The 21730-nt window shown below is 64.8% G+C and carries 19 protein-coding genes and 5 pseudogenes; 7 read left to right on the forward strand and 17 right to left on the reverse strand.

The features are described from left to right. The first annotated feature begins 77 nt into the window (after positions 1 to 77). The 3 genes from OG874_RS16125 to OG874_RS16135 are packed head-to-tail and all read left to right on the forward strand — an operon-like array spanning position 78 to position 3203. The gene (locus tag OG874_RS16125; RefSeq protein WP_330255951.1) at positions 78 to 1355 is read left to right on the forward strand and encodes a glycosyltransferase family 4 protein; all 1278 of its coding nucleotides are present in this window, start codon (positions 78 to 80) and stop codon (positions 1353 to 1355) included. Further along, a complete protein-coding gene (locus tag OG874_RS16130; protein WP_330255952.1) occupies positions 1349 to 2080 on the forward strand; it encodes a class I SAM-dependent methyltransferase in 732 nt (243 codons plus the stop codon). Before OG874_RS16125 ends, OG874_RS16130 begins: the two co-directional genes overlap by 7 nt. Then, positions 2067 to 3203 carry a prenyltransferase gene (locus OG874_RS16135; RefSeq protein ID WP_442943351.1) on the forward strand — a complete coding sequence of 379 codons (1137 nt, stop codon included), beginning with the start codon at positions 2067 to 2069 and terminating at the stop codon, positions 3201 to 3203. The genes OG874_RS16130 and OG874_RS16135 overlap by 14 nt, the downstream gene beginning before the upstream one ends. Here OG874_RS16135 and OG874_RS16140 read toward each other — a convergent pair. The 6 genes and pseudogenes from OG874_RS16140 to OG874_RS16165 form a co-directional block, all read right to left on the reverse strand. After that, positions 3092 to 3769: a class I SAM-dependent methyltransferase gene (locus OG874_RS16140; protein ID WP_330255953.1), complete on the reverse strand. Its 678-nt coding sequence runs from the start codon at positions 3767 to 3769 to the stop codon at positions 3092 to 3094. The two genes, OG874_RS16135 and OG874_RS16140, sit on opposite strands and share 112 nt — an antisense overlap. 108 nt (positions 3770 to 3877) lie before the next feature. After that, positions 3878 to 4291, reverse strand: a pseudogene (locus OG874_RS16145) (cytochrome P450); the annotation flags it as partial. Positions 4292 to 4391: 100 nt separating this feature from the next. Beyond that, positions 4392 to 5075: pseudogene (locus tag OG874_RS16150) on the reverse strand (AMP-binding enzyme); the annotation flags it as partial. 233 nt (positions 5076 to 5308) lie between these two features. Then, a complete protein-coding gene (locus OG874_RS16155) occupies positions 5309 to 6163 on the reverse strand; it encodes a hypothetical protein (protein WP_330255954.1) in 855 nt (284 codons plus the stop codon). Between the two features lie 2114 nt (positions 6164 to 8277). After that, positions 8278 to 8604, reverse strand: a pseudogene (locus OG874_RS16160) (sensor histidine kinase); the annotation flags it as partial. Positions 8605 to 8672: 68 nt separating this feature from the next. Further along, positions 8673 to 9620, reverse strand: a complete 948-nt coding sequence (locus tag OG874_RS16165; protein ID WP_330255955.1) for an AraC family transcriptional regulator — start codon at positions 9618 to 9620, stop codon at positions 8673 to 8675. A 72-nt stretch (positions 9621 to 9692) separates the two neighbouring features. Here OG874_RS16165 and OG874_RS16170 point away from each other — a divergent pair, with 72 nt between their 5' ends. Both OG874_RS16170 and OG874_RS16175 read left to right on the forward strand, forming a co-directional pair. Continuing rightward, positions 9693 to 10094 carry a hypothetical protein gene (locus OG874_RS16170; protein WP_330255956.1) on the forward strand — a complete coding sequence of 134 codons (402 nt, stop codon included), beginning with the start codon at positions 9693 to 9695 and terminating at the stop codon, positions 10092 to 10094. 12 nt (positions 10095 to 10106) lie between these two features. Beyond that, entirely contained in the window at positions 10107 to 10547 is a 441-nt protein-coding gene (locus OG874_RS16175) for a nuclear transport factor 2 family protein (RefSeq protein WP_330255957.1), read from the forward strand. 94 nt (positions 10548 to 10641) lie between these two features. Here OG874_RS16175 and OG874_RS16180 read toward each other — a convergent pair whose 3' ends face one another. Both OG874_RS16180 and OG874_RS16185 read right to left on the reverse strand, forming a co-directional pair. Further along, positions 10642 to 11298 (reverse strand): NAD(P)-dependent oxidoreductase, encoded by a 657-nt coding sequence (locus tag OG874_RS16180; RefSeq protein ID WP_330255958.1) that lies wholly within the window; start codon positions 11296 to 11298, stop codon positions 10642 to 10644. Beyond that, entirely contained in the window at positions 11298 to 11603 is a 306-nt protein-coding gene (locus OG874_RS16185; RefSeq protein WP_330255959.1) for an aldo/keto reductase, read from the reverse strand. Before OG874_RS16185 ends, OG874_RS16180 begins: the two co-directional genes overlap by 1 nt. 161 nt (positions 11604 to 11764) lie before the next feature. On the opposite strand from OG874_RS16185, the pseudogene OG874_RS16190 reads away from it, so the two are divergent. After that, positions 11765 to 11971, forward strand: a pseudogene (locus tag OG874_RS16190) (diguanylate cyclase); the annotation flags it as partial. A gap of 245 nt (positions 11972 to 12216) precedes the next feature. On the opposite strand, the gene car reads toward OG874_RS16190, so the two are convergent. From car to OG874_RS16205, 3 genes and pseudogenes are all read right to left on the reverse strand, one after another. Next, positions 12217 to 15729, reverse strand: coding sequence for a carboxylic acid reductase (car, locus tag OG874_RS16195; protein ID WP_330257308.1), 3513 nt, complete (start codon positions 15727 to 15729; stop codon positions 12217 to 12219). A gap of 26 nt (positions 15730 to 15755) precedes the next feature. Further along, positions 15756 to 16331 (reverse strand): NADPH-dependent FMN reductase, encoded by a 576-nt coding sequence (locus OG874_RS16200; RefSeq protein ID WP_330255960.1) that lies wholly within the window; start codon positions 16329 to 16331, stop codon positions 15756 to 15758. Positions 16332 to 16615: 284 nt separating this feature from the next. After that, a pseudogene (locus OG874_RS16205) lies at positions 16616 to 16789 on the reverse strand (DNA-binding response regulator); the annotation flags it as partial. 351 nt (positions 16790 to 17140) lie between these two features. Between OG874_RS16205 and OG874_RS16210 the strand changes: the two are divergent. Continuing rightward, the gene (locus OG874_RS16210) at positions 17141 to 17836 is read left to right on the forward strand and encodes a cupin domain-containing protein (protein WP_330255961.1); all 696 of its coding nucleotides are present in this window, start codon (positions 17141 to 17143) and stop codon (positions 17834 to 17836) included. Positions 17837 to 17928: 92 nt separating this feature from the next. Here the strand turns inward: OG874_RS16210 and OG874_RS16215 are convergent, their stop codons facing one another. The 6 genes from OG874_RS16215 to OG874_RS16240 form a co-directional block, all read right to left on the reverse strand. After that, on the reverse strand, positions 17929 to 18324 hold the full coding sequence (locus OG874_RS16215; RefSeq protein ID WP_330255962.1) for a hypothetical protein: 396 nt from the start codon (positions 18322 to 18324) through the stop codon (positions 17929 to 17931). Positions 18325 to 18441: 117 nt separating this feature from the next. Then, a complete protein-coding gene (locus OG874_RS16220; RefSeq protein ID WP_330255963.1) occupies positions 18442 to 19101 on the reverse strand; it encodes a hypothetical protein in 660 nt (219 codons plus the stop codon). Between the two features lie 395 nt (positions 19102 to 19496). Beyond that, positions 19497 to 20120 (reverse strand): hypothetical protein, encoded by a 624-nt coding sequence (locus tag OG874_RS16225; protein ID WP_330255964.1) that lies wholly within the window; start codon positions 20118 to 20120, stop codon positions 19497 to 19499. Positions 20121 to 20342: 222 nt separating this feature from the next. After that, entirely contained in the window at positions 20343 to 20543 is a 201-nt protein-coding gene (locus tag OG874_RS16230; RefSeq protein WP_330255965.1) for a DUF6186 family protein, read from the reverse strand. Next, a complete protein-coding gene (locus OG874_RS16235) occupies positions 20540 to 20953 on the reverse strand; it encodes a hypothetical protein (RefSeq protein WP_330255966.1) in 414 nt (137 codons plus the stop codon). Before OG874_RS16235 ends, OG874_RS16230 begins: the two co-directional genes overlap by 4 nt. A gap of 261 nt (positions 20954 to 21214) precedes the next feature. Then, a complete protein-coding gene (locus OG874_RS16240) occupies positions 21215 to 21505 on the reverse strand; it encodes a hypothetical protein (RefSeq protein WP_330255967.1) in 291 nt (96 codons plus the stop codon). Positions 21506 to 21730: the final 225 nt, after the last annotated feature.

The following is a 21730-nucleotide window of genomic DNA, read 5'->3' on the forward strand; positions in this document are numbered from 1 at the left end:
AGCCTTATGCCCGCGCCGTAGAGCGATGACGTGGCCGACATCGAATGCCCGCTCGAAGATCGACGAAGGAAGCCACCGTGCGCGTCGCCCTGTTGTCCTACCGCAGCAAAACCCACTGTGGTGGACAGGGGGTCTATGTCCGTCGGCTCAGTGCTGGGCTGGCCGATCTCGGCCATCACGTCGAAGTGTTCTCCGGTCAGCCCTATCCCGAGGAACTCGATCCGCGCGTGCGCCTCACCGAGGTGCCGAGCCTGGACCTGTACCGGGAATCCGACCCCTTCCGCACACCCCGGCCCAGTGAGATCCGCGACCACATCGACCTGCTGGAGCTGGCCACGATGTGGACAGCAGGCTTCCCTGAACCCAGGACATTCAGCCTGCGGGCAGCCCGGTTGCTACGGAGCCGGATAGCGGACTTCGATGTGGTACACGACAATCAGAGCTTGGGCTACGGGTTGCTCGACATTGCCCGCGATCTGCCGGTAGTGGCGACCATCCACCACCCGATCACCCGCGATCGCGAGGTGGACCTGGCAGCCGCAATATGGCGCCGAAAACCGCTGGTACGCAGATGGTACGGCTTCCTGGGCATGCAACAGAAGGTCGCAGGCCAGATCCCCGATCTGGTAACCGTGTCCTCGTCCTCGGCCGCCGACATCGTCGACGACTTCGGGGTTGTCCCCGAGGCCTTGCAGGTGGTGCCGCTCGGTGTGGACACCAGCCTGTTCCAGCCCGGTGACGGCCCTCGGGTGCCGGGGCGCATCGTGGCGGTGGCCAGCGCGGACAAACCGCTCAAAGGTATATCCCACCTCCTGCACGCCGTCGCCCGCCTGCGCGTCGACCACGAGATAGAGCTACAGCTGGTCGCCTCGCTGGAACCCAACGGCCCGACCGCGAAATTGATCGCCGAACTCGGTCTGACCGACATCGTCGTCGTCGGCAGCGGCCTGTCCGACACGGCCCTCGCCGCACTGCTCCGTTCGGCCGAGATCGCCTGTATCCCTTCACTCTACGAAGGGTTTTCACTGCCCGCGGTCGAAGCCATGGCGAGCGGCACTCCGCTCGTGGTCAGCCGCGCCGGAGCCCTGCCCGAAGTTGTCGGCCCGCCAGGGCTGTGCGCCAACCTGATCGACCCTGGTGACGAAGCCGAACTCACCCGAGTGATCGGCACCCTGCTCGACGCGCCGGACCGCAGGCGACGGATGGGCCGGGCCGGGCGCGAACGTGCCCTCGAGCGGTTCAGCTGGGAATCGGTGGCCGTGCAAACCACCCGCGTGTACGAGCAGGCCATTGCTCGACATGCCACTGAGTCCAATCACACGGACCGAGCAGAAACAGGAGATTTCACATGCTGACAGTCGATTTCGATCGGCTCGGGATCGGGCCTGCCACCCGGGTCATCGATATCGGATGCGGGGCGGGCAGACATTCGTTCGAGGCATATCGCCGCGGCGCCGATATCGTCGCCTTCGATCAGGATGTCACCGAACTCGCCGGGGTCGAGACGATGTTCCAGGCGATGGCCGCCGCGGGCGAGGCCCCACAATTCGCGACCGCCACCGTGACCGCGGGCGACGCCCTCGACCTGCCTTTCCCTGACGACGAGTTCGATTGCGTGATCGCCTCGGAGGTGCTCGAGCACATCCCCGCCGACGCCCGAGCCATCGCCGAACTCGTGCGCGTGCTCAAACCCGGCGGCCGGCTGGTCGTGACAGTGCCACGCTGGCTCCCGGAGCGCGTGTGCTGGCTGCTCTCGCAGGAGTATCACAGCAACGAAGGCGGCCATGTGCGCATCTACCGGGCGAGCGAGCTACGCACACAGGTCTGCACCCGAGGGGTGCGTTACCTCGACAGCAACCACGTCCATGCCCTGCACGCACCTTACTGGTGGCTGAAATGCCTGGTGGGCGTGTCGAAGTCGGATCACTTCCTGGTTCGCGCATACCACCGGCTGCTGGTGTGGGACATGATGAGCAAACCCCGGCTCACCCGCGTCGCGGACGCGGTACTCAACCCGTTGATGGGCAAGAGTGTCGCGCTGTACTTCGTGAAGCCGGCGGTGCGATTTGCCCAGCTCTGACCTACCCGCGGTCCCCGGCGTGATCACCACTCGCCAGACGTTGCAGACCGCCCGATCCATCGCGGACGCGCAACAGAGCTCAGGTGCCATTCCCTGGTTCCCCGGTGGACACACCGATCCGTGGGACCACATCGAATGCGCGATGGCGCTCACCGCCGCCGGCCTGCTCGACGAGGCCCGGAGCGCCTACACCTGGTCAGCACAGACCCAACGACCAGATGGCTCGTGGCCCAGGCAGTTTCGCGGCGACACGATCGAAGATCAAGCCACCGACACCAACTTCTGCGCCTACATCGCCACCGGTATCTGGCACTACGTGCGCAGCACCGATGACCTTGCCTTCGCGCGGCTGATGTGGCCGATGATCTCGGCCGCGATCGACTTCACGATCAGCATGCAGCGCGGTCGTCAGGGCGAGATCTTCTGGTTGCGTGACGATGACGGCGTAATGACCGAGGCATTGCTCACGGGCTGCTCGAGTATGTTTCACAGCATCGGCTGTGCGCTGGCCCTTGCCGAGGGATTGGGCATTGCACAACCGGCATGGGAAACCGCGAGAACACGTCTGGGCCACGCCATTGCGCAACACCCCGAAGTCTTCGCCGACAAGAACCGGTATTCCATGGACTGGTACTACCCGGTTCTCGGCGGGGCGGTTCGCGGCGCTGCCGCCGCGACCCGAATCGCCGATCGCTGGGCTGATTTTGTCGTCGGCAGCATCGGAATCCGCTGCGTCGCAGATCAACCCTGGGTCACCGGCGCCGAAACGTGCGAGCTGGTACTGGCCTTGGACGCTCTGGACGATCACGAGCACGCCCGCCGCCTCCTGGCGGCAATGCAGCATCTGCGCGAATCCGACGGATCCTATTGGACCGGCCTCGTCTTCTCCGATGGCAAACGCTGGCCCGAGGAGCGCACCACCTGGACCGGCGCCGCCGTGATCTTGGCCGCCGACGCACTCTCCCGAACCACCCCCGCCAACGGCATATTCCGCGATCTCGCGGCGACTGCTCAGCCGCGCGCCGGTATTCGACCGACCGTGCCCGCGACCCGCTCGAGTATCCGCAGCGAACCCGTCGCCCAGACGTCCCGGAATTCTCCACTCTCCAAAGCTCGCTGGTAGATCTGAAACGGTGCCCGACCCCCGTCCCGGGGGTCGGGAAACACATCATGGATGGCAAGGGCCGAGCCGATCGCGACCCAGCCGGCCCAGCCCTCGAAGTCACGATGCGTGGCTGGTTCGGAATGCCCGCCGTCGATGAACAAGAACTCGATCGGCGTGCGCCACATCCGCGCCACGCGCGCCGACTCCCCCACGATCCCGATCACCGTGTCGGACAGACCCGCCCGCACGATGGTCCTGCGGAAGGCCGTCACCGTGTCGAACCGTCCCGTCACCGGATCGATGAGCGAATCATCGTGATACTCCCAGCCGGGCTGATGTTCTTCCGAACCGTGATGGTGATCGATGGTGAAGACGGTCGAATTTCGCTCACGTGCTGCCGCGCCCAGCAGCACCGCGGACTTACCGCAGTACGTACCGATCTCGACTACCGCTCCGCCGCCCGAAAAATGCAGGGCCGCTTCGTACAGTGCCCGCCCCTCGCCTTCGGGCATGAAGCCGCGCGCAGTACCAGCGAGATCGAACAGCTCCGATACCGACAACACATCCGAATCTGCCTGGACCATACCGTTACCGCCTTTTCGAATGGGCTCGCCCGCCATGTCGTTGCGTCCCCCTACAAGAAATGGACACCTGTCTGGACGGTACTACAGCACAGTGCTCACCACAACGGCGGCCACTGCCAGACGGTCCAGGTCACCGCGCAGCCGCTCGCGCTGGTCGGGATGTTCGATCAACGCGCGCAGTCCCCGGCGATACTGCTGCTGGTCGTATCGTGTCCGGCCGTCGCGATGATGACGTAGTACGACATGGTGTCGACATCCGACAGCGGCTCCCCGTCGAAGCGCGCGTTGGCGGCTTTCGGGCTGAACCAATCCGCGGCGATCGCACCACGACACGATGCTCCGGCTCATCCAAATGAATCAGGGTGCGAACCCCGCTGGCCGCCTGCAGCTCATCCCGGCCGCGGTCGTCAGCACCGGGCGAGGCCAGTTCGTGAAGGCCCGGTTGGCCCGTTCGACCGCCATGACGTCGGCGTGCTCGGTGATCGCCCAGAGATAGGCGGGACGACCGCCGCCTACTTGCACAACCGCGGCGACTATGTGCTCGCGGTGCGGCACGCGATTGCGAACAACGCCCGCGATGCGTTCGGACGCAAGCACATCCGTGCCACCCAGCGCCGACGAGTCAGCCATCGCCGATGGCTTGTTCGCGAGCCCACCGATAGTCGGCCTTGCCCACCGGGCTACGACTGATCGCGGGCCGGAACACGACCATTTTCGGCAGCTTGTACCGCGCGATGGATGCCGCGGCATGCGCGATCAATTCCGCGGCATCGGCCGTATGTCCGTCGGCCAGCGCGACCACCGCGACCTCCTCTTGGCCCCACCGCTCACTCGGACGGCCCGCCACCACCACATCGGCGACGGCCGGATGCGACGAGATCGCCATTTCGACTTCCTCGACGAAGATCTTCTCGCCGCCCGAGTTGATCGTGACGGAGTCGCGCCCCAGCAATTCGATGGACCCGTTGGCCAAGCGGCGCGCACGGTCGCCGGGTAGCACGAACCGCACACCATCGATGATCGGGAAGGTCGCCGCGGTCTTGGCCTCGTCCCCCTTGTAGCCGAGCGGCGTGAAGCGGCGTTGTGCGAGCCAACCGATACCGTCGTGGCCTGCCTCGAGGACCGAACCGAAATCCTCCGCGACTACCGCGGTATCCATGCCCGCGGTGAATGTGCCGGTCGATACGAATCCGGCCGCCGACACGTGGTGCAACTGCGTGCCGGTCTCCGAGGACCCGACACCATCGAGAACGGCCAGCCCTGGGATCGCGGCGACCCATCGCTCCTTCACCGCCGGGCTCAACACAGGTCGGAAGGGGTTTCGCCCCACGAGCCCGAGGCTCGGCACGCGTGAACCGGGACCCGATACGCGATATCAACGAATCCAACTCGGCCACAATCCATTCCAACAACGGGGCACTACGGTGAGACACGAAGACCTCCGACAGGTGAGTGCGTGCCCAGACAGCTCGCACTTCACTCGGAGGTCTTCGTCATGTCAGCTCGCCACGCCGTCACCGACGTACGTGGGCAGTAGAGCTACCCGCTGGAACCGGTGGGCAGGCAGATCGAACCCGAGCATCCGCTGGACCCCGGTCCCACCGCGATACCGGCAGGGTTGCTCAGACCGCTGGCGACGACAGTGGGCGTGCCGCCGGTCGTCGGCAGCGAAACCACCTCGCCGGTACTTACTGTGATGTACAGCGTGGTGTCCGACACGGCGATATCTTGGCCGAGGTTCAGGGTGGCCAGGGTGGTGGGTATGCCGCCGGTCGTTGGCGCCGAAACCACGGGTCCGCCGCTTTCGGTGACAAAGAGGGTGTTGCCGGACACGGCGACCGCGGTGGGGTTGGGCAGGGAGACCACGGTTGTGGGCGTGCCACCGGTCACCGGCAACGAGACCACCGCACCGGCGGCAGTGTTTTCGGCGATGAAGAGGGTGTTGCCGGACACGGCGATACCCTGCGGATTCGGCAAGCCGGTAGCCAGGATGGTCGGCGGGCCGCCGGTCACCGGCAACGAAACCACGTTACCGATGCTCTCGGTGACGTAGAGGGTGTTGCCGGACACGGCAATATCGAATGGGCTGGTGCCGGGCAGAGTGGCAATGGTGGTGGGGGTGCCGCCGGAGGTCGGCACCGAAACGATCGTGTCGTTGCCTGGCACGGCGATATAGAGGGTATTACCGGAGAGCGCCAATCCATAAGGATGGTCCAGGCCCTGGGTCAGAGTGGTGGGCGTGCCGCCGGTCAGCGGCAGTGAAACCGCCGTGCCGTTGCCATTCTGCGCGATGAAAAGCATATTCGTTGCGGGCGCCGCGGCGGCGGGGCCGCTGGCGGTAACCGCGATAACTGTCATGAGCACCAACAGGGTCGTCGCGGCCGCAGCCAGCATCCTGCTCGCTGACCTCACTGCGGCGGCGAGACGTCGCCCACCCAGGGCTTGACGGAAATGCAGGTTCAACTCTATCTACCTCAGTTCTGTTGTCCTGGAAACGGTTCAGAGGCGCAGCCCTCACTCTGGGGCTACGACACGCTGAGTCATCGACTACGGATCGGGTCACACAGCGACCCGATGTGGGGACAGCGAGAAACTCTCACCCGTCGGGGCGGGCAATGCGCGTACGTTTCGGCACGACGTCATTAGCCCCCGCACCACCAGGAGTGACACATAGACAAACGTTGCCCGCTACAGCAGGCAAACTTGCGCACCACGGTCAAGCAGATCTCGCGGAGGATCCGCGTACAGTGCCGCGCCAGCATATCCATGTCATCAACGAAGTCAACGTAGAACGATCCCTGCGTGTCAGGCTGAGTTGAGTCCAGCGGTTCACAGCCAATCGGCCTGACGCCGGGCGAACGATTCGACAGCGCGGTCAAACGAGATTGGGAGAATCGGCGGACAGGCTCGAAAGCGAAGCCCTATGCCCGCGCCTCAGTTCTATTTCGCCGCAACCGATTTCCGTCACCACGAGACATCTCATAAGCTTCGCGTAGCCATCGGTGTCCACGATATATCGCTGGTTGACCAGCGCTTTCCCACGTTGTGGACGGCATCCGGGCTGATCGGTTTCGAGCGTGAGTTCAACCATGGCGCCCGACCGCAAGTGGCTCCGTGGCGATTGCAGGTAGCTGCTATCAGAGGGGTGGTACGGGCCGGGAGCCTCGATTGATACAGGCACTGACGACAACAGCCCCTGGGTAGCGCCATGCTGAAAGTCCTAGGTGTGAATGGATTTCAGATCGACGCAGCCCTGAAATGGTTGCCTGCCCAACGTTTTGTGTATGCGCTGGACTCATCGCAGGCCTCGCCGTTGTCGCCGTTCGCATTCAACGCCCCACAACACGTGATATCGCCGTCAACCGTGCTCCGGCGATCACTTCATCCATAGAACCGAGAGGTGCGGATAATGACCAACCTAGAGCCCACGCCGACGAACGGTGCCGTGATTAGAGTGCTGCCCTCATCATTACCGATGACTGGCAGTGTGAGCAGAGCCTTGGCCATGCGGGAGATGCAGCTGAATGGTCGGTCTGTACTCGTGACTGTTGGTCAGCCGCAACGGATTCCGTCCAATGATACTGGACGGAGATACCTGTGCCGATCCCGGATCGAGGGATTGCGGCCGTCGCCGGTAGGACTCGAAGCAATCGGCTCGGACCCGGCGCAAGCCCTGGTGGCTGGGCTGATCGAGGTCTGCACACGGTTATCCGTCACGCTCGTCGACTTTCTGTCGGAGGCGCGCATCGGTGGAGTGCTCATCCCAGATTTCGGCTAGCGCGAGGGGGTCGCGGGAAATCCGACCGTCACGGACACCCCTCGCGGTCAATTTACGGGTTTACTCACCCGACGATAGCGTTCCGTATCGAGTTCGGTGGCATCCGCGAACCCCATTGGCACCCAACGGTTTGCGAGCTGAACTACGTCATTTCCCGGACGGCGAAGTGGACCATCCTCGGCATCCCGCCTCGGCGTTGAACATCATCCCTACCGATATCACCCTGGGCGTCAGCACTACCGGCACCATGATCGCTGCGATGCTGATCCGCGCGGATTGTCGTGCCGATTCGCCCGGAGACGACGCCATCGCAGGCTGGACCCCGCCGCCAGCCGGCGATGCTGGCGGCCGCGCCGACGCCGAACCCGCACAGTCGCTCATCGACCGACCTCATTGCCAACTGTCGTCAACTGCTACCAGCCCCAGGCCAGGGCGAGTCCCATCCGCGGTCCCATCCGGGACCCCGGCCACGGTCCCAGCCAGGATCCCGGCCGCCGTGGAAGCCGCCGCCGTGGCCGGCTCGGACGGGATGGGCGCCAATGGCGGTCGGCGCGTTGGTGGTAGCTGCCGACGGAGCCGAAAACGGGATCGGCCTGGGCTGTCGGCGCCGCGGCGATAGCTATTGCGGCGGCTCCCGCCACCAATACTGCTGTGATGTAGTTTCTGATTCGCATGGTTGCACTCCTTGGACGGCAATTTCTGAACTGATTCAGAATTGCGCGTCAACGAACCCGACGTCTCGAATCCTGAGCTGGAGACTTCCGCTGTCGGTAGTGACATGCACTTGCACCTCGGATGCGTGTGCGTGTTTGGCGGTATTGGTGAGCGCCTCTGCCACAACGTAATATGCGGCTACTTCTACGGAGTCCGGCACCGAACGGTGTAGGTCCAAGTGGAGGTCGATCGGGACAGTGGAGCGGCGGGCCAGTGCTTTGAGCGCCGGGCCGAGTCCGCCTTTCGACAGGATCGCCGGATGAATTCCGCGGGAGATCTCCCGGAGATCTGCTGAGACATCTGCCAATCCCTGTACGACGTCGGAGATCTGCTTCTCGAGGTCGGGTCGCCGCTCCGCCATTCCAAAGACCGGTGGAAATTCGACTGGTCGCTGGAAGGGGTGGCGCACAGTCAAGTGCCGTGGATCCGGTCCTCAGCCGCCTGCTCGGCCAACGGGCTTGTCATCTCCCTTTGACGCCACTGGCCAGGCGGAACTCCGTGGTGGCGCCGGAACGCCGCCGCGAAAGCGTAGGGCGAGGCATAGCCGGTGCGTGCGCCGATCTGCGCGAGCGTCAACTCGCCGGCACGCAGATGATCTCGTGCCAGCGTCATGCGCCACTCGGTCAGGTACTGCATTGGCGCCTGACCGAGCGCGAGCTGAAAGATCCGTGCGAACGCAGCGCGTGACAGCCCGCTGACAGCTGCCAGCTCTGGCACCGTCCACGCGCGGGCGGCGTCGGCATGCATTGCACTCAAAGCTGGGCCGAGCCTCGGATCGGCCGAAGCCTGGTACCAGCGAGGCGCATACTCGCTTCGCTGGAAACACGCGCGAATCGCGAGCACCAGCAGGACATCCAGAAGTCGGTCGAGCACAGTCTGTTGACCGGGCGCGGAGGCGGCGAGCTCGGATGACAACAGATCGATGACGTCGTGCAGCGGGTCATCCGCCGCGGCCGACAGACTCAGGATCGGTGGAAGAGCTTCCAGTAGCCCTCGGCCGACGTCCCCTGAGAGCACGTATGCCCCACAGAGGAACACGTTTGCGCCATGAGCCGAGGCGCGCTCGTCATGTGCGTGGCGTGCCTGGAACTGCTCAGGCGGCAGGCAAGCGGCGTTGGGCTTGTGAGCTACGAAGTGATCGGGGCCGCCGCGGACGAGCGCCACGTCACCGGGCGCGAGCTCCAGCGCGGATCGCGGATCGTCGAGCCATAACCACATACGCCCCTGGATGACCGCGTGCACGGCCAGCTGGATCGTGCCAGGTAGGCGTAGGCCCCATGGAGGTTGTGCGACCGACCGCGCGAAGACGCCGCCCGAGGCGCGAGCCCTCACAAGATGAGCTTGCAGAACATCCACCATATGAGCGTTCTACACAATGAATAAAGCGTCAAGCACATTGATTCGCTTCCATGGACCCTGCACAGTCGAGATATGACGAACGTTCCTTCCGGCACCGTCGTGCTTGCGGGCACAGGCAAGACTGGCTCTCGGCTCGCCGCGAAACTCGCGAAGCTCGGTCTCAGCGTCCGTACCGCCGCACGCATCGGCGCCGATGTCCACTTCGACTGGGACGATGCAACGACCCATCGGCCCGTCATCGCCAGCGTTACCGGAATGCCGATGAAGCACAACGACATCGACCGCGACGTGTGGATCCAGGGCAGCGTGGCGGCCGGCGTGCCCGCCGAGTACGGCGAGATGCTGCAGATGTTGACAGAAACCGTCGCCTCCGGAATGGGCTCCCGGCCTAACGACAACGTCCAGAAGGTTACTGGGGCACCGCCGATCAAGTTCGCTGACTTCGCCCGGCGAAACGCCGAGGCGTGGATATAGACGGGGCCTATCATGACGACGACGATCACCGACCTCGACGACTTCAAGGCGCTCGACCCGTTCTTTCGCATCATCGAGAAGGGCCTCGATGGCATTGCCGATGGTGAGCACTTCTTCGACCTGCTGGCCGAGGACGTCATCTTCGACTACATCATCACGACTCCTGGCTACCCAAGGCGCGTCGAGGGCCGCAAGGCCATCGCCGAGCTCTACCGCCCTTACGGCACCATGATCGTCCTGGACCGATGTCACGACCTCGCGGTCCATCACGACATCAAGACCGGCGTCGTGGTCCTCGAGTACGCCTCCGAAGGCCGAGTCGTTCCGACCGGCGCCCCATACACCAACCGGTACATCTCGGTACTCACGATCACCGATCGCAAGGTCACTCACTGGCGCGATTACCTCGACCCCGTGGCGGTCTTCGACGCGCTCGGATGGCCGTCATCTTGATGGACGGCGCAAGCGTCTTGGAGACGGTCCCAACCTGCTACTTCGCCGCGGAGTGTCGTCGCGTGGTCCGGTCAACAGGTTCCTTTGCTGATCGCTACTCCGACGCCAACGGCCCGCCGGCGACGGCATTCAGCAACTGCTGTGGGTCGATGCCGAAGGCCGCACTGAGAGTGAGGGTTTCGGCCATTCCCTCGACCATGAGACTCAGCCAGTTGCTGAGCGCGATGCCGAGCCTGCTGCCGTCGCCGATACGTTCGAGCCAGAGTGTTCGTTGGCCGAGAGCGCGGAAGATCGGCTCGACCAGCGGCCGGACCGGACGTACGCCAGAGGCGGGGATGAGCAGCTCTCCAGCCCCGGCGGGTCCGGAACTGCCGACTACCGGGGCATCGATGAACAGGATGTTGTTCCGGATGGCGAGGTAGGCGAGACGAGCGCAGTATTCGAGCCCGACAGTGCTCATCTGGATCCAGATCGCTCCGGGAGCAAGAGCGGACAGTGCACCGCCGGGCCGGGTCATCACCTGTTCGACGGCGGCGCCGTCGGCGAGCGTGGTGATCAACACGTCGGCGGCGGAGGCGGCGGCTGCGATGCTGGAGACCTGGTGTGCTCCGGCGGCGACCAACCCCGCCGCCTCGACCGGGGTCCGGTTCCACACCAGCACGTCGAACCCGGCGCGTAGCAGCTTCCGCGCGATCGGTGCGCCCATCGTGCCAGTGCCCAGTACAGCGACGGTGCGCACCGAACAGGTCATCACACCGTCTCCGGGGACGGTCCGGCAACCGGCGTAGCACTGGCCATGATCTTGTCGATTTCATCGAGATCCGCACCGCCGAGCGAGACCTCCGCCGCGGCGAGGCTGTCGGTGACGTGACTCGGGTGCCGGGCACCGACGATAACGGCATGAACGGCGGGGTTGGCCAGTGTCCAGGCGATCGCCAATTGACTGACGGTGATGTCCCGCTCGGCTGCGAATGTCTGCAGGGCATGCACGGTCATCAGACTGTGCCGGTATGCCTCGACGTGCAGTCCGCTTCTTCCCAATGTTGTGGTCTTCATATCGGCTACTTTCGCGCCGCATGGCAAACTTGTCGCCACCGCTGGCGCCAATCAGTCGTTCCCGCCAGCCGGAATCGCGCCGGTCTCGGTCGCTGCAATCAGACTGCTGAGCAGTATCTTTCCCGGTAGCCGGAATGTGCGCCGCCCGCTGCTCGAGCAGCGATCTGGACCCCGCCGACATCCGCGCCGTGACCACTGCTCATCCGCGCCCCGACTTCAAACGACAGATCCTCGCCGCGTTCACCCACGGTTTCGCCGACCGCCCCGAGACTACGTTCGGCACCGTCAACGCCGACGTCCTGGCCCACTTTCTACCCGGCTTCACCCGAACCGACTTCGTCGAAGTGATCGAAACCAATCCTGGCCCGAATGACCCACCGCTCGAACTAGCCCGGCAGCCCCGAAGGAACGCTGCCACGGCGGGGCTTCGAGTGATCCGCGCGAAGGTCAGTGCTGTCCCGCGGCGTACCGGTCGAACAAGCAGCGGGACCGCATTCGGTTCGCATCCGTGAACCCGCCGCCGGGCGAAGGGCGCGCCACGGTCGAAAGGGTTGCGATTCTCCACCAGCAGCGCGGATTTACGTAGTGGGAGCGGATCGGGCTGCCGCAGCGATCACAGCAGACCGAGCAGGTGCAGGTCGGTGGCGTACTTCAGGATGATCGCCGTCGAAATGTGCGGGATGTCTTTGTCCGGGCCGATTTTCGCCTCCTGAACTGCTGCGTGGAACCGCTCCGTGGCTGCGAGGGACCCGCGGGTCGGCTGCTGCGGTCGTTGATAGTTGTGCAACAGCGGAAGCAGCGAGTATTTGCGTTGTCGATCGGGCAGGGCACGCATGGCGGTCTCCAACCGTCGCAACCACGTGTCGTAATCGGGAAGGCGCTCGATGAGGTATCCGGCGTCGATCAGCCAGTCGACGAACTCGTCGAGCCCGATACCGTCGTCGTAGGGGTTCATCACGTGGTAGGTCGCGAATCCGTCCACCGGCCACACTCCGAGTGTGGTTATCGCTTCGGCAATGAAACCGACTGGTAGCCCATCGTAATGTGCCCGTCGTCGGTTGCCGTCGTGATCGAGCTCGTAGAACGAGGCGGGGGCGATGCCGGTGGCGAGGAGACTCAGCATCAACCGGGTGAACATGTCCGGCACGTTGAGCTGGCCCGCATATGTGGTGTCGGCCAAAATCATGTCGCAGCGGAACACCGCGACTGGTAGTCCGCACAGGTCGTTGGCCTCGCGTAGCAGTACCTCGCCGGCCCACTTGCTATTGGCGTAGCCGTTGGCGTAGCTGTCGTCGATCTCGCGGGTGGGGCTGATCACTCGGATGTCGGCGTCCTCGGTGAACGCGGATGGTTCGATCTGGTCGGCCACGCCGATGGTCGACACGTAGGTGAACGGCTTCAGCTTCGTGGTGAGCGCGATGCGGATCAACTCTGCGGTGCCTGAGACGTTGGGGCCGAACAGCTGGCTGTAGGGGAGCACATGGTTGACGAGTGCCGCGCAGTCCACAATGAGGTCGACGGTGTCGGCCAACCGTTGCCAGGTCTGCTGATCCAGACCGAGCTGAGGTTGTTCCTTGTCGCCGGCGAGGACCTCTAGATGTTCGGACGCCAGCTCGCGGTAGTGCCGCACCAGCTCCGGATCGCCGCTGTCGAACGTCGTGTCCAGCCGTTCCCGAGCCCCCGCGCCGTCCTTGGCCCGGACCAGGCAGATCAGCGTCCCGCCGACGAGCGACAGCCGCTCGAGCCACTGGAGCGCCAGGAAACGGCCGAGGAAACCCGTCGCCCCCGTCAACAGCACCGCGCGGACCGCCGAACTCGGCTCGGCGAGCGTGGGTGCTACGGCCAGCGTTCCGGTATCGATGAACTTGTCCAGGGTCAAGTCACGGGCGCGCACCTCGGTCGCGTCACGACCGTGCACCGAGTCGAAGGCGGCCCGTTCGGCGCCTGGCTGTTGCCGCGCAGCGATGTATTCGGCGAGGGCCTGCAGATCGGTGGCGGGGCTGACGATGATGCCCACCGGCACGTCGATCCCGAAAATCTCGCGTAGCAGATTGGCGAAAGACAACGCGGACAACGAATCTCCCCCTAGATCTGCGAAGTGCGCATCCGGCCGCAGATCGCCGGACCCCGCGCCGAGCAGCGCACCGGCGGCCCGGCTGATCGTCTCCAGCACCGGCCGGTCCTCGCCGCTTCGGCGCAGCGCGCGTAGCTCGTCGGCCTGTCCCTCGGCCAGCTCGGTGTAGAGCTGCTCCAAGCGATCGCCGTAGCGCTGCTTCAGTCTCGGCCGCGCCAGCTTGCGAATGCCGGTGAGCAGACCATTCTCCGCCGTGAACGGTGTTGTCTCGACGATGAAGTCGCGGGGGATCTCGTAGGCTTGCAGTTCGGCAGCCCGTGCGACGTTCTGGAGAGACTCGCTGATCAACGGCTTCAGCGTGGCCACATCGTGGCTCGAAAGCGCGGCCTGTGTGGGCACGACGACCGCGAGCAGGTAGGAGCGGGCGCTGTTGCCGTAGACGTAGATCTGGCGGACCAGCGGGCTGTCGGCGAACACCGCCTCCAGCTTCGAGACCGCTACGAACTCGCCCTGCGCGAGCTTGAGCACGTTGTTGCGGCGGTCGAGGTAGACGATTTGATCGGGGCCGACTTCCGCCACGATGTCACCGGTGCGGTAGTACCCGTCGTCGTCGAACACCTCGGCGGTGATCTCGGGCCGTTTGTAGTAGCCGGGGAACAGGTCCTGCGTCACGACGAGCAGCTCGCCGCGCGGATGGGGCCGATCGGTGTGGAAATAGCCGAGAGCGGGGACATCCACCAGCTTGTAGTCGATCACCTGTGGGCGCCGCACAAGTCCGTCGACGAACACCACGCCGCACTCGGTGGAGCCGTAACCATCCACCAGATGCAGATCGAGGAGGGTCTCGACCCACGTCCGCATCTCGTCGGAGATCGGCGCCGAGCCCGTCGCCGCCGAGACGAACCGTCCGCCGAGCAGGTTCTGCCGCAGGTCGGCCATCACTTCGGCGTCGACGGCGGCATGATCCGAGTCCTCGGTGTGTCGCCGGTCCACCTCTGCCCGAAATTCCTGAAACAGCATGTCCCAGATACGAGGCACGAAAGCCAGCCGGGTCGGCCGCACCAGCGGGAGGTCGTCCATCAGCGTGGACAGATCGCTCGTGGCCGCGAAATACGCCGTGCCGCCGTTGCAGAGTGTCGCGTAGAGGATGCTACGTCCCATCTCGTGACTCATCGGCAGGAAATTGAGCGTGATCCACGGCAGTGCGCTCGTCTGGTCCGCCCAGACCGCGGCGGCCGACGCACGCCATGTATTGGTGACCCGGTGCTCCAGGTACATCGCCCCCTTCGGTGCGCCGGTGCTGCCCGAGGTATAGATCAGCAGTGTCAGCGGGTCGTAGTCGGCGGCGAGCAACGGCTGGACGTCCGACAGTGCCGGGGCGCGCTGCAGAACATCGGCCAAGGTTTCGACAACCACCGGGCTGCCGGCATGTTCCAACCGAGACCTCGCGGATTCGAGCCCTTCGCGCTGATCATCCACCTCGAAGTGGAAATCGAACACCACCAGTCGCACAGGAGCGTGCGCGGTGAGCACCAATTCCACAGCGTCGTCGAGGCGGTCGACACTGGAAGCGATCACGGTCGGCCCGGTCTCTACGACAATGGGTCGCAGCTGGGCGAGCGGCGCGCTGGTTTGCAGCGGAACCGAAACCGCGCCGAGCTGCATCAACGCCATATCGATGACCGTGTAGTCGACACTGGTGAAGCCCAGAATGCACACGCGGTCACCCGGCCGAACCGGATCGTAGGCCAGGGCACCGGCGAATGCGCGGACGCGATCCCACAATTCGCGGTAGCTGATGGTCTCGAAGCTGGGCAGTAGTTGGAGCGACGTCCGGCCGTTGCCTTGCTCGGTGACGAACTGCACCGCTCGCTGTCCCAGGGCGGGGCGGTCGGCGTATCCCTCCATGACGGTACGCACGATCCGCAGTAGTCGCCCTGGCTGGTCGACCGCAGCGGTGATCGCCTCATTGGGCCAGGCCGCGGCGAACTGCGGATCGTTTGCGGACAAATCGGCGATGCGGCGTGCAAGGCGCATTTCACGGGTGTCCATAGCGGTTCGGTTGCGTGTTTCGCTGTTCATGCCGACTCCTGAACGAGTTCCTGACGGGCGGGGACCGCGGCGGCGAGGGTGGCCAGAATGCTGGGCATCGTGCCGGCGATCTCTCCGTCGTCCGCGGGATGGATGGTGGCGAAGCGGGTTCCTGCTCGCGGCACCGACAGCCTCACGTCGTCGAGCACGCTCGCCCCAGCGATGCGCGCTGCTTTGCGAACGTCTTCGTGAGCCCGCACCCCGCCGGAATGCCCGCCGGAAGTACCGATGACAGCCACCGGCTTTCCAGTGATGGCGCCGGTTCCGTAGGGGCGGGAGATCCAATCAATGGCGTTCCCGAGGGCGGCGGGGCTTGTGCCGTTGTATTCGGGGGTCACCACCAGAAGCGCGTCGGTCGATCGAACCTCGGCGCGAAGCCTGTCTGCCGCAGCGACGGCACCCGGGCGATCGATGTCCTCGTTGTAGAGGACCACGTCCGCGAGGCTGTCGAAGATATCGACCGCTATGCCGTCCGGTGCGTGCTTCACGGCCGCCTGCGCGAGCTGCCGGTTGTACGAGGCGGCGCGCAAGCTGCCCACCAGGACCAGAATTCGGGTGCTCATCGCAATCTCCTCTGGAAAGTTCTCGTGGATAGGTGAACGGCGCCCTCAGCGCGTATCTCCGAATGTGCTTCGGGGCCGGTTCCCGAGCGATTCGTCCCTTTGCTGTGATCTTCATGCGGCGCTCCAGACCTCGGAAAACGTCGTCCTTAGAACTGTGGCTCTGCAGCGAGGGGTTTGTCGCCACTGCTGCCGTCCATCACCTCTTCCTGCCAGCTGGAATCTTCGTCGCAAGACGCCGGGTGGAAGAAAGGCGGCCGTAGGTCACGCTGGTCGATGTCGGGAGGTCAGCGAGCCTCGAGGAATGTGACGACCGCGAGGACGCTGCGATGCTCCGCCATCAAAGCGAGTACCTCGCGCTCCCGCGCACTGAGCACGGCAAGAGGATCGTCGCGTCGCCGAGCGGACACAAGCTCTTGAACGAGGGCGGGGTCGACGACCGAGGCCCCCGCGGCCGATCTCGTGCGCATCCTCGAACCCCGCTGCGGCTAGCTCCGCCGCGATCGGCGGAACAGGCTCATGCTGCGTTGTCAGCGGACCGAATTCAGCCATCCTCGACCCCGAAATTCCCGGCAGCACTTCAACGTACCCATCCCAACACCCCTGGGCTTACTGTCCCCCAGCATACCGTCAGCACATCGCCGCTACATGGTTGCGGCGATGGGTGAACGTCGGCGAATCGATCCGGCCGCGACACGATCACCGCGCTGGAACCGGCGGGGCGTCCTACCGGCGTGCCGAGGTAGCGGGTCATATGCTGTCGAGTGCTGCGGCGTAGCTGCTCACCCTGTCCGCGTTGCGAACGGAGGCGTATGTCAAGCGATTCTGAATCCGAAACAACGGGAGTCAACCGGCGCGCGGCGCTCGGTACCGGCGCCGCCGCACTGGGTGGTGCCGCGCTGGGCGCGGGACTGGTTGCGGCTACAGCCTGCGCCGATACGGTGGCGAGTCAACTGCCGAACACCGGTGAGGTCGTCGAGAACCTCCAGAACTCCTCGCACCTGTTCCATCTCACCCGCGCGGATCCGCAACGCTTCGATGGCGGGACGCTCCAGGGTGCCCATGAGGGCAGCTTCCCGGTGCTGGCCGGGCAGAACGGATCGGCCTACTTCGTGCGTTTGGAGCCGGGCGGCATCCGCGAGCCGCACTGGCACCCCAGTGCCTGGGAGGTGAACTACCACATCTCCGGAACCGCGAAATGGACCATCCTCGGTACCCACTCCGACGGCAGCTACCGCACCGAGGCTTTCGAGGCGCACCCGGGCGATCTCGTGTTCGCGCCACAGGGCTTCTTCCACTACTTCGAAAACGCCCGCACCGACACACCCCTCGAGGTCCTCATCGTCTTCAACACCAGCGCCGCGGAGACCAACGACGACATCGGCATCCTCGCCGCGATGAACTCCATCCCACGCTCGGTGCTGGCCACCGTGCTCAACATCCCGGAGTCCGCCCTGGCGGGCATACCTACCGAGGTCAAACCGGTTGTGGTCACCAAACGGCACTGACGGTGATCGATCCCGGCAGCCTGCCGTCGGGTGTCGTGTCGACCATTCGTGGGTGCCCGCTCAGAGGCCCTACGGCTTGCGCAGCTCACGCACTATCGCCCACACGCGGCAGGCAGTGGCTTGCCCAGCAGCGCCACGATGATGCCGATGATCACAACGACGACCACGAAGAACGGTGCACTACGCGGAGCGGTCGAATCGGACGACAGACGCGCGCAGCCGGGCTGAGCTTCCTGCACACCGGTGCCCCCAGCGCCGACCCCGAATGGTTGCCGTTCACCGCGTCCAAGCCCTTCGTCCGGCACCTGGGTGTAGTCGGCTGAGTTCACCCCTCGTGACGGACAGCGGTGACCGATGCTCACCCTGGCGGCATCCTCACCGCCGACAACCGCACCACTGTTGCGCCCGACCGTGGTCGGAAGCTTGCTGGAGGCAGCCTTCTCCGACATTGATGCCTCCAGGCTGTGCTGTTCGCTGGTGTACTTCACCCTCTGACCCAAGAACAGCAAACTCCCGACGACCAACCTCGGACACACTTCACCGAGTTACTCGAAACCGGCGCATACCCAGCGTCGAATATGAACATCGCTCATGGCTGGTAGCGCCTATTTCTTCTTTAGTCCGTTCAGAGCCTGCTGGGCTTGGTTTTTGGCGATCGTATCGAGATCGTCCCGATTCACCGGAGGTTCGCCTTTTGCGCGCAGGACGGCGACTTCTACTCGCACCGAGATGTTGCTGTCCTGCACGCCCACGATGTAGGTCATTCCGTTGCTTTTGTCCGTGGTCGCGGTGTGCCAGTAGCCCTGGGCTCCGATTCCGGTGACCTCGCCCGAGGCCAACCCCGACCCGGTCGCGGTGGTGTCGGTCTGTTTCCAACGGTCGTAGGCGGGGGTGGCCTCGACGCCGGTGAACTGGACCTGGAGGCCGATGCCGGCTTCGTCGACGGTGGCGTCGTCGGCGATGGTCGAGGGGCTGGTGTAGCGGATGGCGCAGTACAGGTTGCCGCCGTCAGAGGAATTCGGTGGGAATTGCTGGTGCTGGGGGTCTTCCCTGGGCGTGGACGACCACCTGCGCAACGGCGTGGGATCGACAAGGTCACAGGCATTGGTGATCGCGCTCATCGAATAGATCCCCGGCGCAGCTTCCCGGCGCAACGTCGTCGTGGCCGGGGCCGCGCTGGACAAGGCCAGGGCGCTGGACGAGGCCGGGGCGGCGGCGGAATTGCCGCCACTGTCGCCGCCGCCGACGAAGATGCCGATCACCACACCGATACCCAGCACAACCACCAGCCCGAGAACACCAGCGATGATCAGACCCGTTTTGCCACTACCGGTCGGCGGTGGCTGTGGCGCCGGTACCCCTGACCAGGTTGGCCGTATCCGCTGACGGGCTCACCGGGGGCAAACGCGGGCGCAGGCACAGGCGTATAGGTGCCCGAGCCCGGGACGGCCCCCGCACCCACTGGCGGATTGTATTGCTGCACAGCGGGATCGGTGTTGCCTGGCGTCGGCTGATCGTCAGGTCCGCGCTGGGAGTAGGTCATCCCCGTAGCCCCTCCAGTTCCGCAACGGGCTCCCCCGTCGAACATCGACTCCGAACCGATCGTATTCCCGGCGACGTCGAGCTGTCATCCGCACCGTCGCACCCGAGTCGAGGACCTCTACTTCTCCCTCAAACCGTCCAGCGCCCTGCGGAGTTGGGGCCTGGCAATCGAATCGAGTTCGTCCCGGCTCACCACAGGAGAACCCTTCTCACGCGTGAGGGCGATCTTTACCCGCGCCGAGACATTGCCGTCCTGCACACACACCACGTAGGCCATTTCCGCGACGAGGTTGCCGGTGACTTCGGAGTACCAGTAGCCCTGGCTGCCGATTCCGGTGACCTCGCCGGAGACCGACCCCGGTCCGGGAGTGGCGATGCCGGCGTGTTTCCAATGGTCGTAGAAGGGCGGAGCCGTCCCGTCGGTGAACTCGGCCTCGACGCTCATTCCGGCTCTGTTCATGGGGAACTCGTCGGTGGTCGAGCTCGCGTAGCCGACATTGCACTTCAGACCGCCGCTGTCGTGAGCGGACGGCCGGGTTTCCCGATGCTCGGGAACGCTTTTCGGCGTGGACGACCACTTGGTCAGCGGCGTGGGATCGACAAGGTCGCACGCATTGGTAATCCCGTTCATCGAATAGGTCCCCGGCCCCCCTGCCTGCCGGGCAGTGGCCGAGGCACCAGCGGACTCACTGCCGCCGCGGACGACGACACCGATCGCCACACCGATACCCAGTACCACCACCAGCCCGAGAACGCCAGCGACGATCAGACCCGCTTTCCCGCTGCCGGACGGCGGCGGGTACGACGATGGCGGCCCGTACCCCGGACCAGGTTGGCCGTACCAGGGCGAGTCGGCAGCCGAGCCCGCGGCAGCGGGACCGAATAACGCACGTTCCGCGTTGGCTGTGGCACTGCCCGGGCCGCCGGGTGGGTTTCGCCCGCGCCAGCATCGTCACGGTCGCACCTACCGTGCGAGAAAGTGCCAGCCGACCCATGCCCACACGAGCACAGCGGCAACCCTCGCCACCCGAGTGCGCGTGAGGTACGCAATCGTCTCCCCCACGGGCGCGACCAGATCCCGGCGCACATGCGTGACCACGACCACGCCGAGCGCGACCACCAGCACCAGCACGAACCCGACGATGACGATCACCCGATCGCTCATCTCGACACCAGCCACCAGCCGGCACCCAGCCACACCAGCCATCCGGCGAACCGCAGCGGCCACTGCTCCAATGCCGGATCCAGCAGCGTCGACAAAGTCGGGTGTACGTCGCTCGGCCGCGTCCAATCCGATTGCCGCGCAAACGCATACACCTCCCACACCGACGCCGTGACCAGCAGCATCGACCAGACAGCCACTCCGCGCCGCAGCCGGGCCGTGCGTGGAATCTGCTCGGGCCTCGCGCGGAACGCCAGCACCGACACCACGACCACCGGCACCACCACCAGCACGGTTGCCGACCAACTGAACGGTCGGGTGGCGGCCCCACCCAACGCCAGCACAGCACCGACGGCCAGCAGCACCATCCGCCGCCGAAATGGTCGCGCCGAGCGCGCCGGTTCCCCTGTCACACGGGCAGAATAAGTCCCTGAGCACCGGATTCGGGCATATATCGGTGGCAGATCCGCAACGTCGACCCGACGAATCTCGCCACGCCCTCAGACTCGCTCGAGACATGACCCATGTAACCGCGCCTGGAGTCAGTTGCCCAATCTGCTGGGCTGAACGCCACAATGAGATCGAGCCCCAACAGGAAGAGCCCATCAGGAGATCCACCGCGATCCGCTGCACGGGGACGGACGGAACGGGCATGACCTCGTATCGCTCCCACTTTATTGCGGGCTAAATGCCGCGTTTACCTGATCGCGGTATTCTTTTGTGCAATCTCGACCGTTGAATTCAGAGGTGCTGTCCCTGGCGGCGGGTGCGCTGCCGTCGATGCGCTGCGCTAATTCATCCAGGTACGTCCGGCCACGGGCCTGATATTCGCTGCGCTCATCGCTGTTGAGCTTCAGCAAGAATGTGTAGCCAATGAAACTGAGGTTGCAATTGACATCCAAGAACAGGGAATCACCATCTTGAAGCAGGTACCAGGCACCATCTTCGCCATCGATGATTTTCATGATCCGTCCTTTCCGTGACTCGCAGAGTTACACATCAAGGTTGGCTTCCCAATTGAAGCACGTTTGGATGTGCACGCGAGTTGGGTTGTCGCCGAACCCGAATCGGACGGGACACTGCACATGCCGTGGGTCAGATCCGCCCGCCCCCACGGAGCGATGAAGAACGGTGGCGGAAAGTGGGTGAAGATCCGGGTTCCGTCGATCCCCTCCCACAGGAAGGTGTGG

This window comes from Nocardia sp. NBC_00565, assembly GCF_036345915.1.
GTDB lineage: Bacteria > Actinomycetota > Actinomycetes > Mycobacteriales > Mycobacteriaceae > Nocardia.

Excerpts from the sequence above, each read along its gene's own strand:
- OG874_RS16130 (WP_330255952.1), top strand. The coding sequence starts at position 1,349 with ATGCTGACAGTCGATTTCGATCGGCTCGGGATCGGGCCTGCCACCCGG.
- OG874_RS16155 (WP_330255954.1), bottom strand. The coding sequence starts at position 6,163 with ATGCTGGCTGCGGCCGCGACGACCCTGTTGGTGCTCATGACAGTTATC.
- OG874_RS16170 (WP_330255956.1), top strand. The coding sequence starts at position 9,693 with ATGACGAACGTTCCTTCCGGCACCGTCGTGCTTGCGGGCACAGGCAAG.
- OG874_RS16240 (WP_330255967.1), bottom strand. The coding sequence starts at position 21,505 with ATGAAAATCATCGATGGCGAAGATGGTGCCTGGTACCTGCTTCAAGAT.
- OG874_RS16230 (WP_330255965.1), bottom strand. The coding sequence starts at position 20,543 with ATGAGCGATCGGGTGATCGTCATCGTCGGGTTCGTGCTGGTGCTGGTG.
- car (WP_330257308.1), bottom strand. The coding sequence starts at position 15,729 with ATGGACACCCGTGAAATGCGCCTTGCACGCCGCATCGCCGATTTGTCC.
- OG874_RS16210 (WP_330255961.1), top strand. The coding sequence starts at position 17,141 with ATGTCAAGCGATTCTGAATCCGAAACAACGGGAGTCAACCGGCGCGCG.
- OG874_RS16175 (WP_330255957.1), top strand. The coding sequence starts at position 10,107 with ATGACGACGACGATCACCGACCTCGACGACTTCAAGGCGCTCGACCCG.
- OG874_RS16180 (WP_330255958.1), bottom strand. The coding sequence starts at position 11,298 with ATGACCTGTTCGGTGCGCACCGTCGCTGTACTGGGCACTGGCACGATG.
- OG874_RS16185 (WP_330255959.1), bottom strand. The coding sequence starts at position 11,603 with ATGAAGACCACAACATTGGGAAGAAGCGGACTGCACGTCGAGGCATAC.
- OG874_RS16140 (WP_330255953.1), bottom strand. The coding sequence starts at position 3,769 with ATGGTCCAGGCAGATTCGGATGTGTTGTCGGTATCGGAGCTGTTCGAT.
- OG874_RS16200 (WP_330255960.1), bottom strand. The coding sequence starts at position 16,331 with ATGAGCACCCGAATTCTGGTCCTGGTGGGCAGCTTGCGCGCCGCCTCG.
- OG874_RS16165 (WP_330255955.1), bottom strand. The coding sequence starts at position 9,620 with ATGGTGGATGTTCTGCAAGCTCATCTTGTGAGGGCTCGCGCCTCGGGC.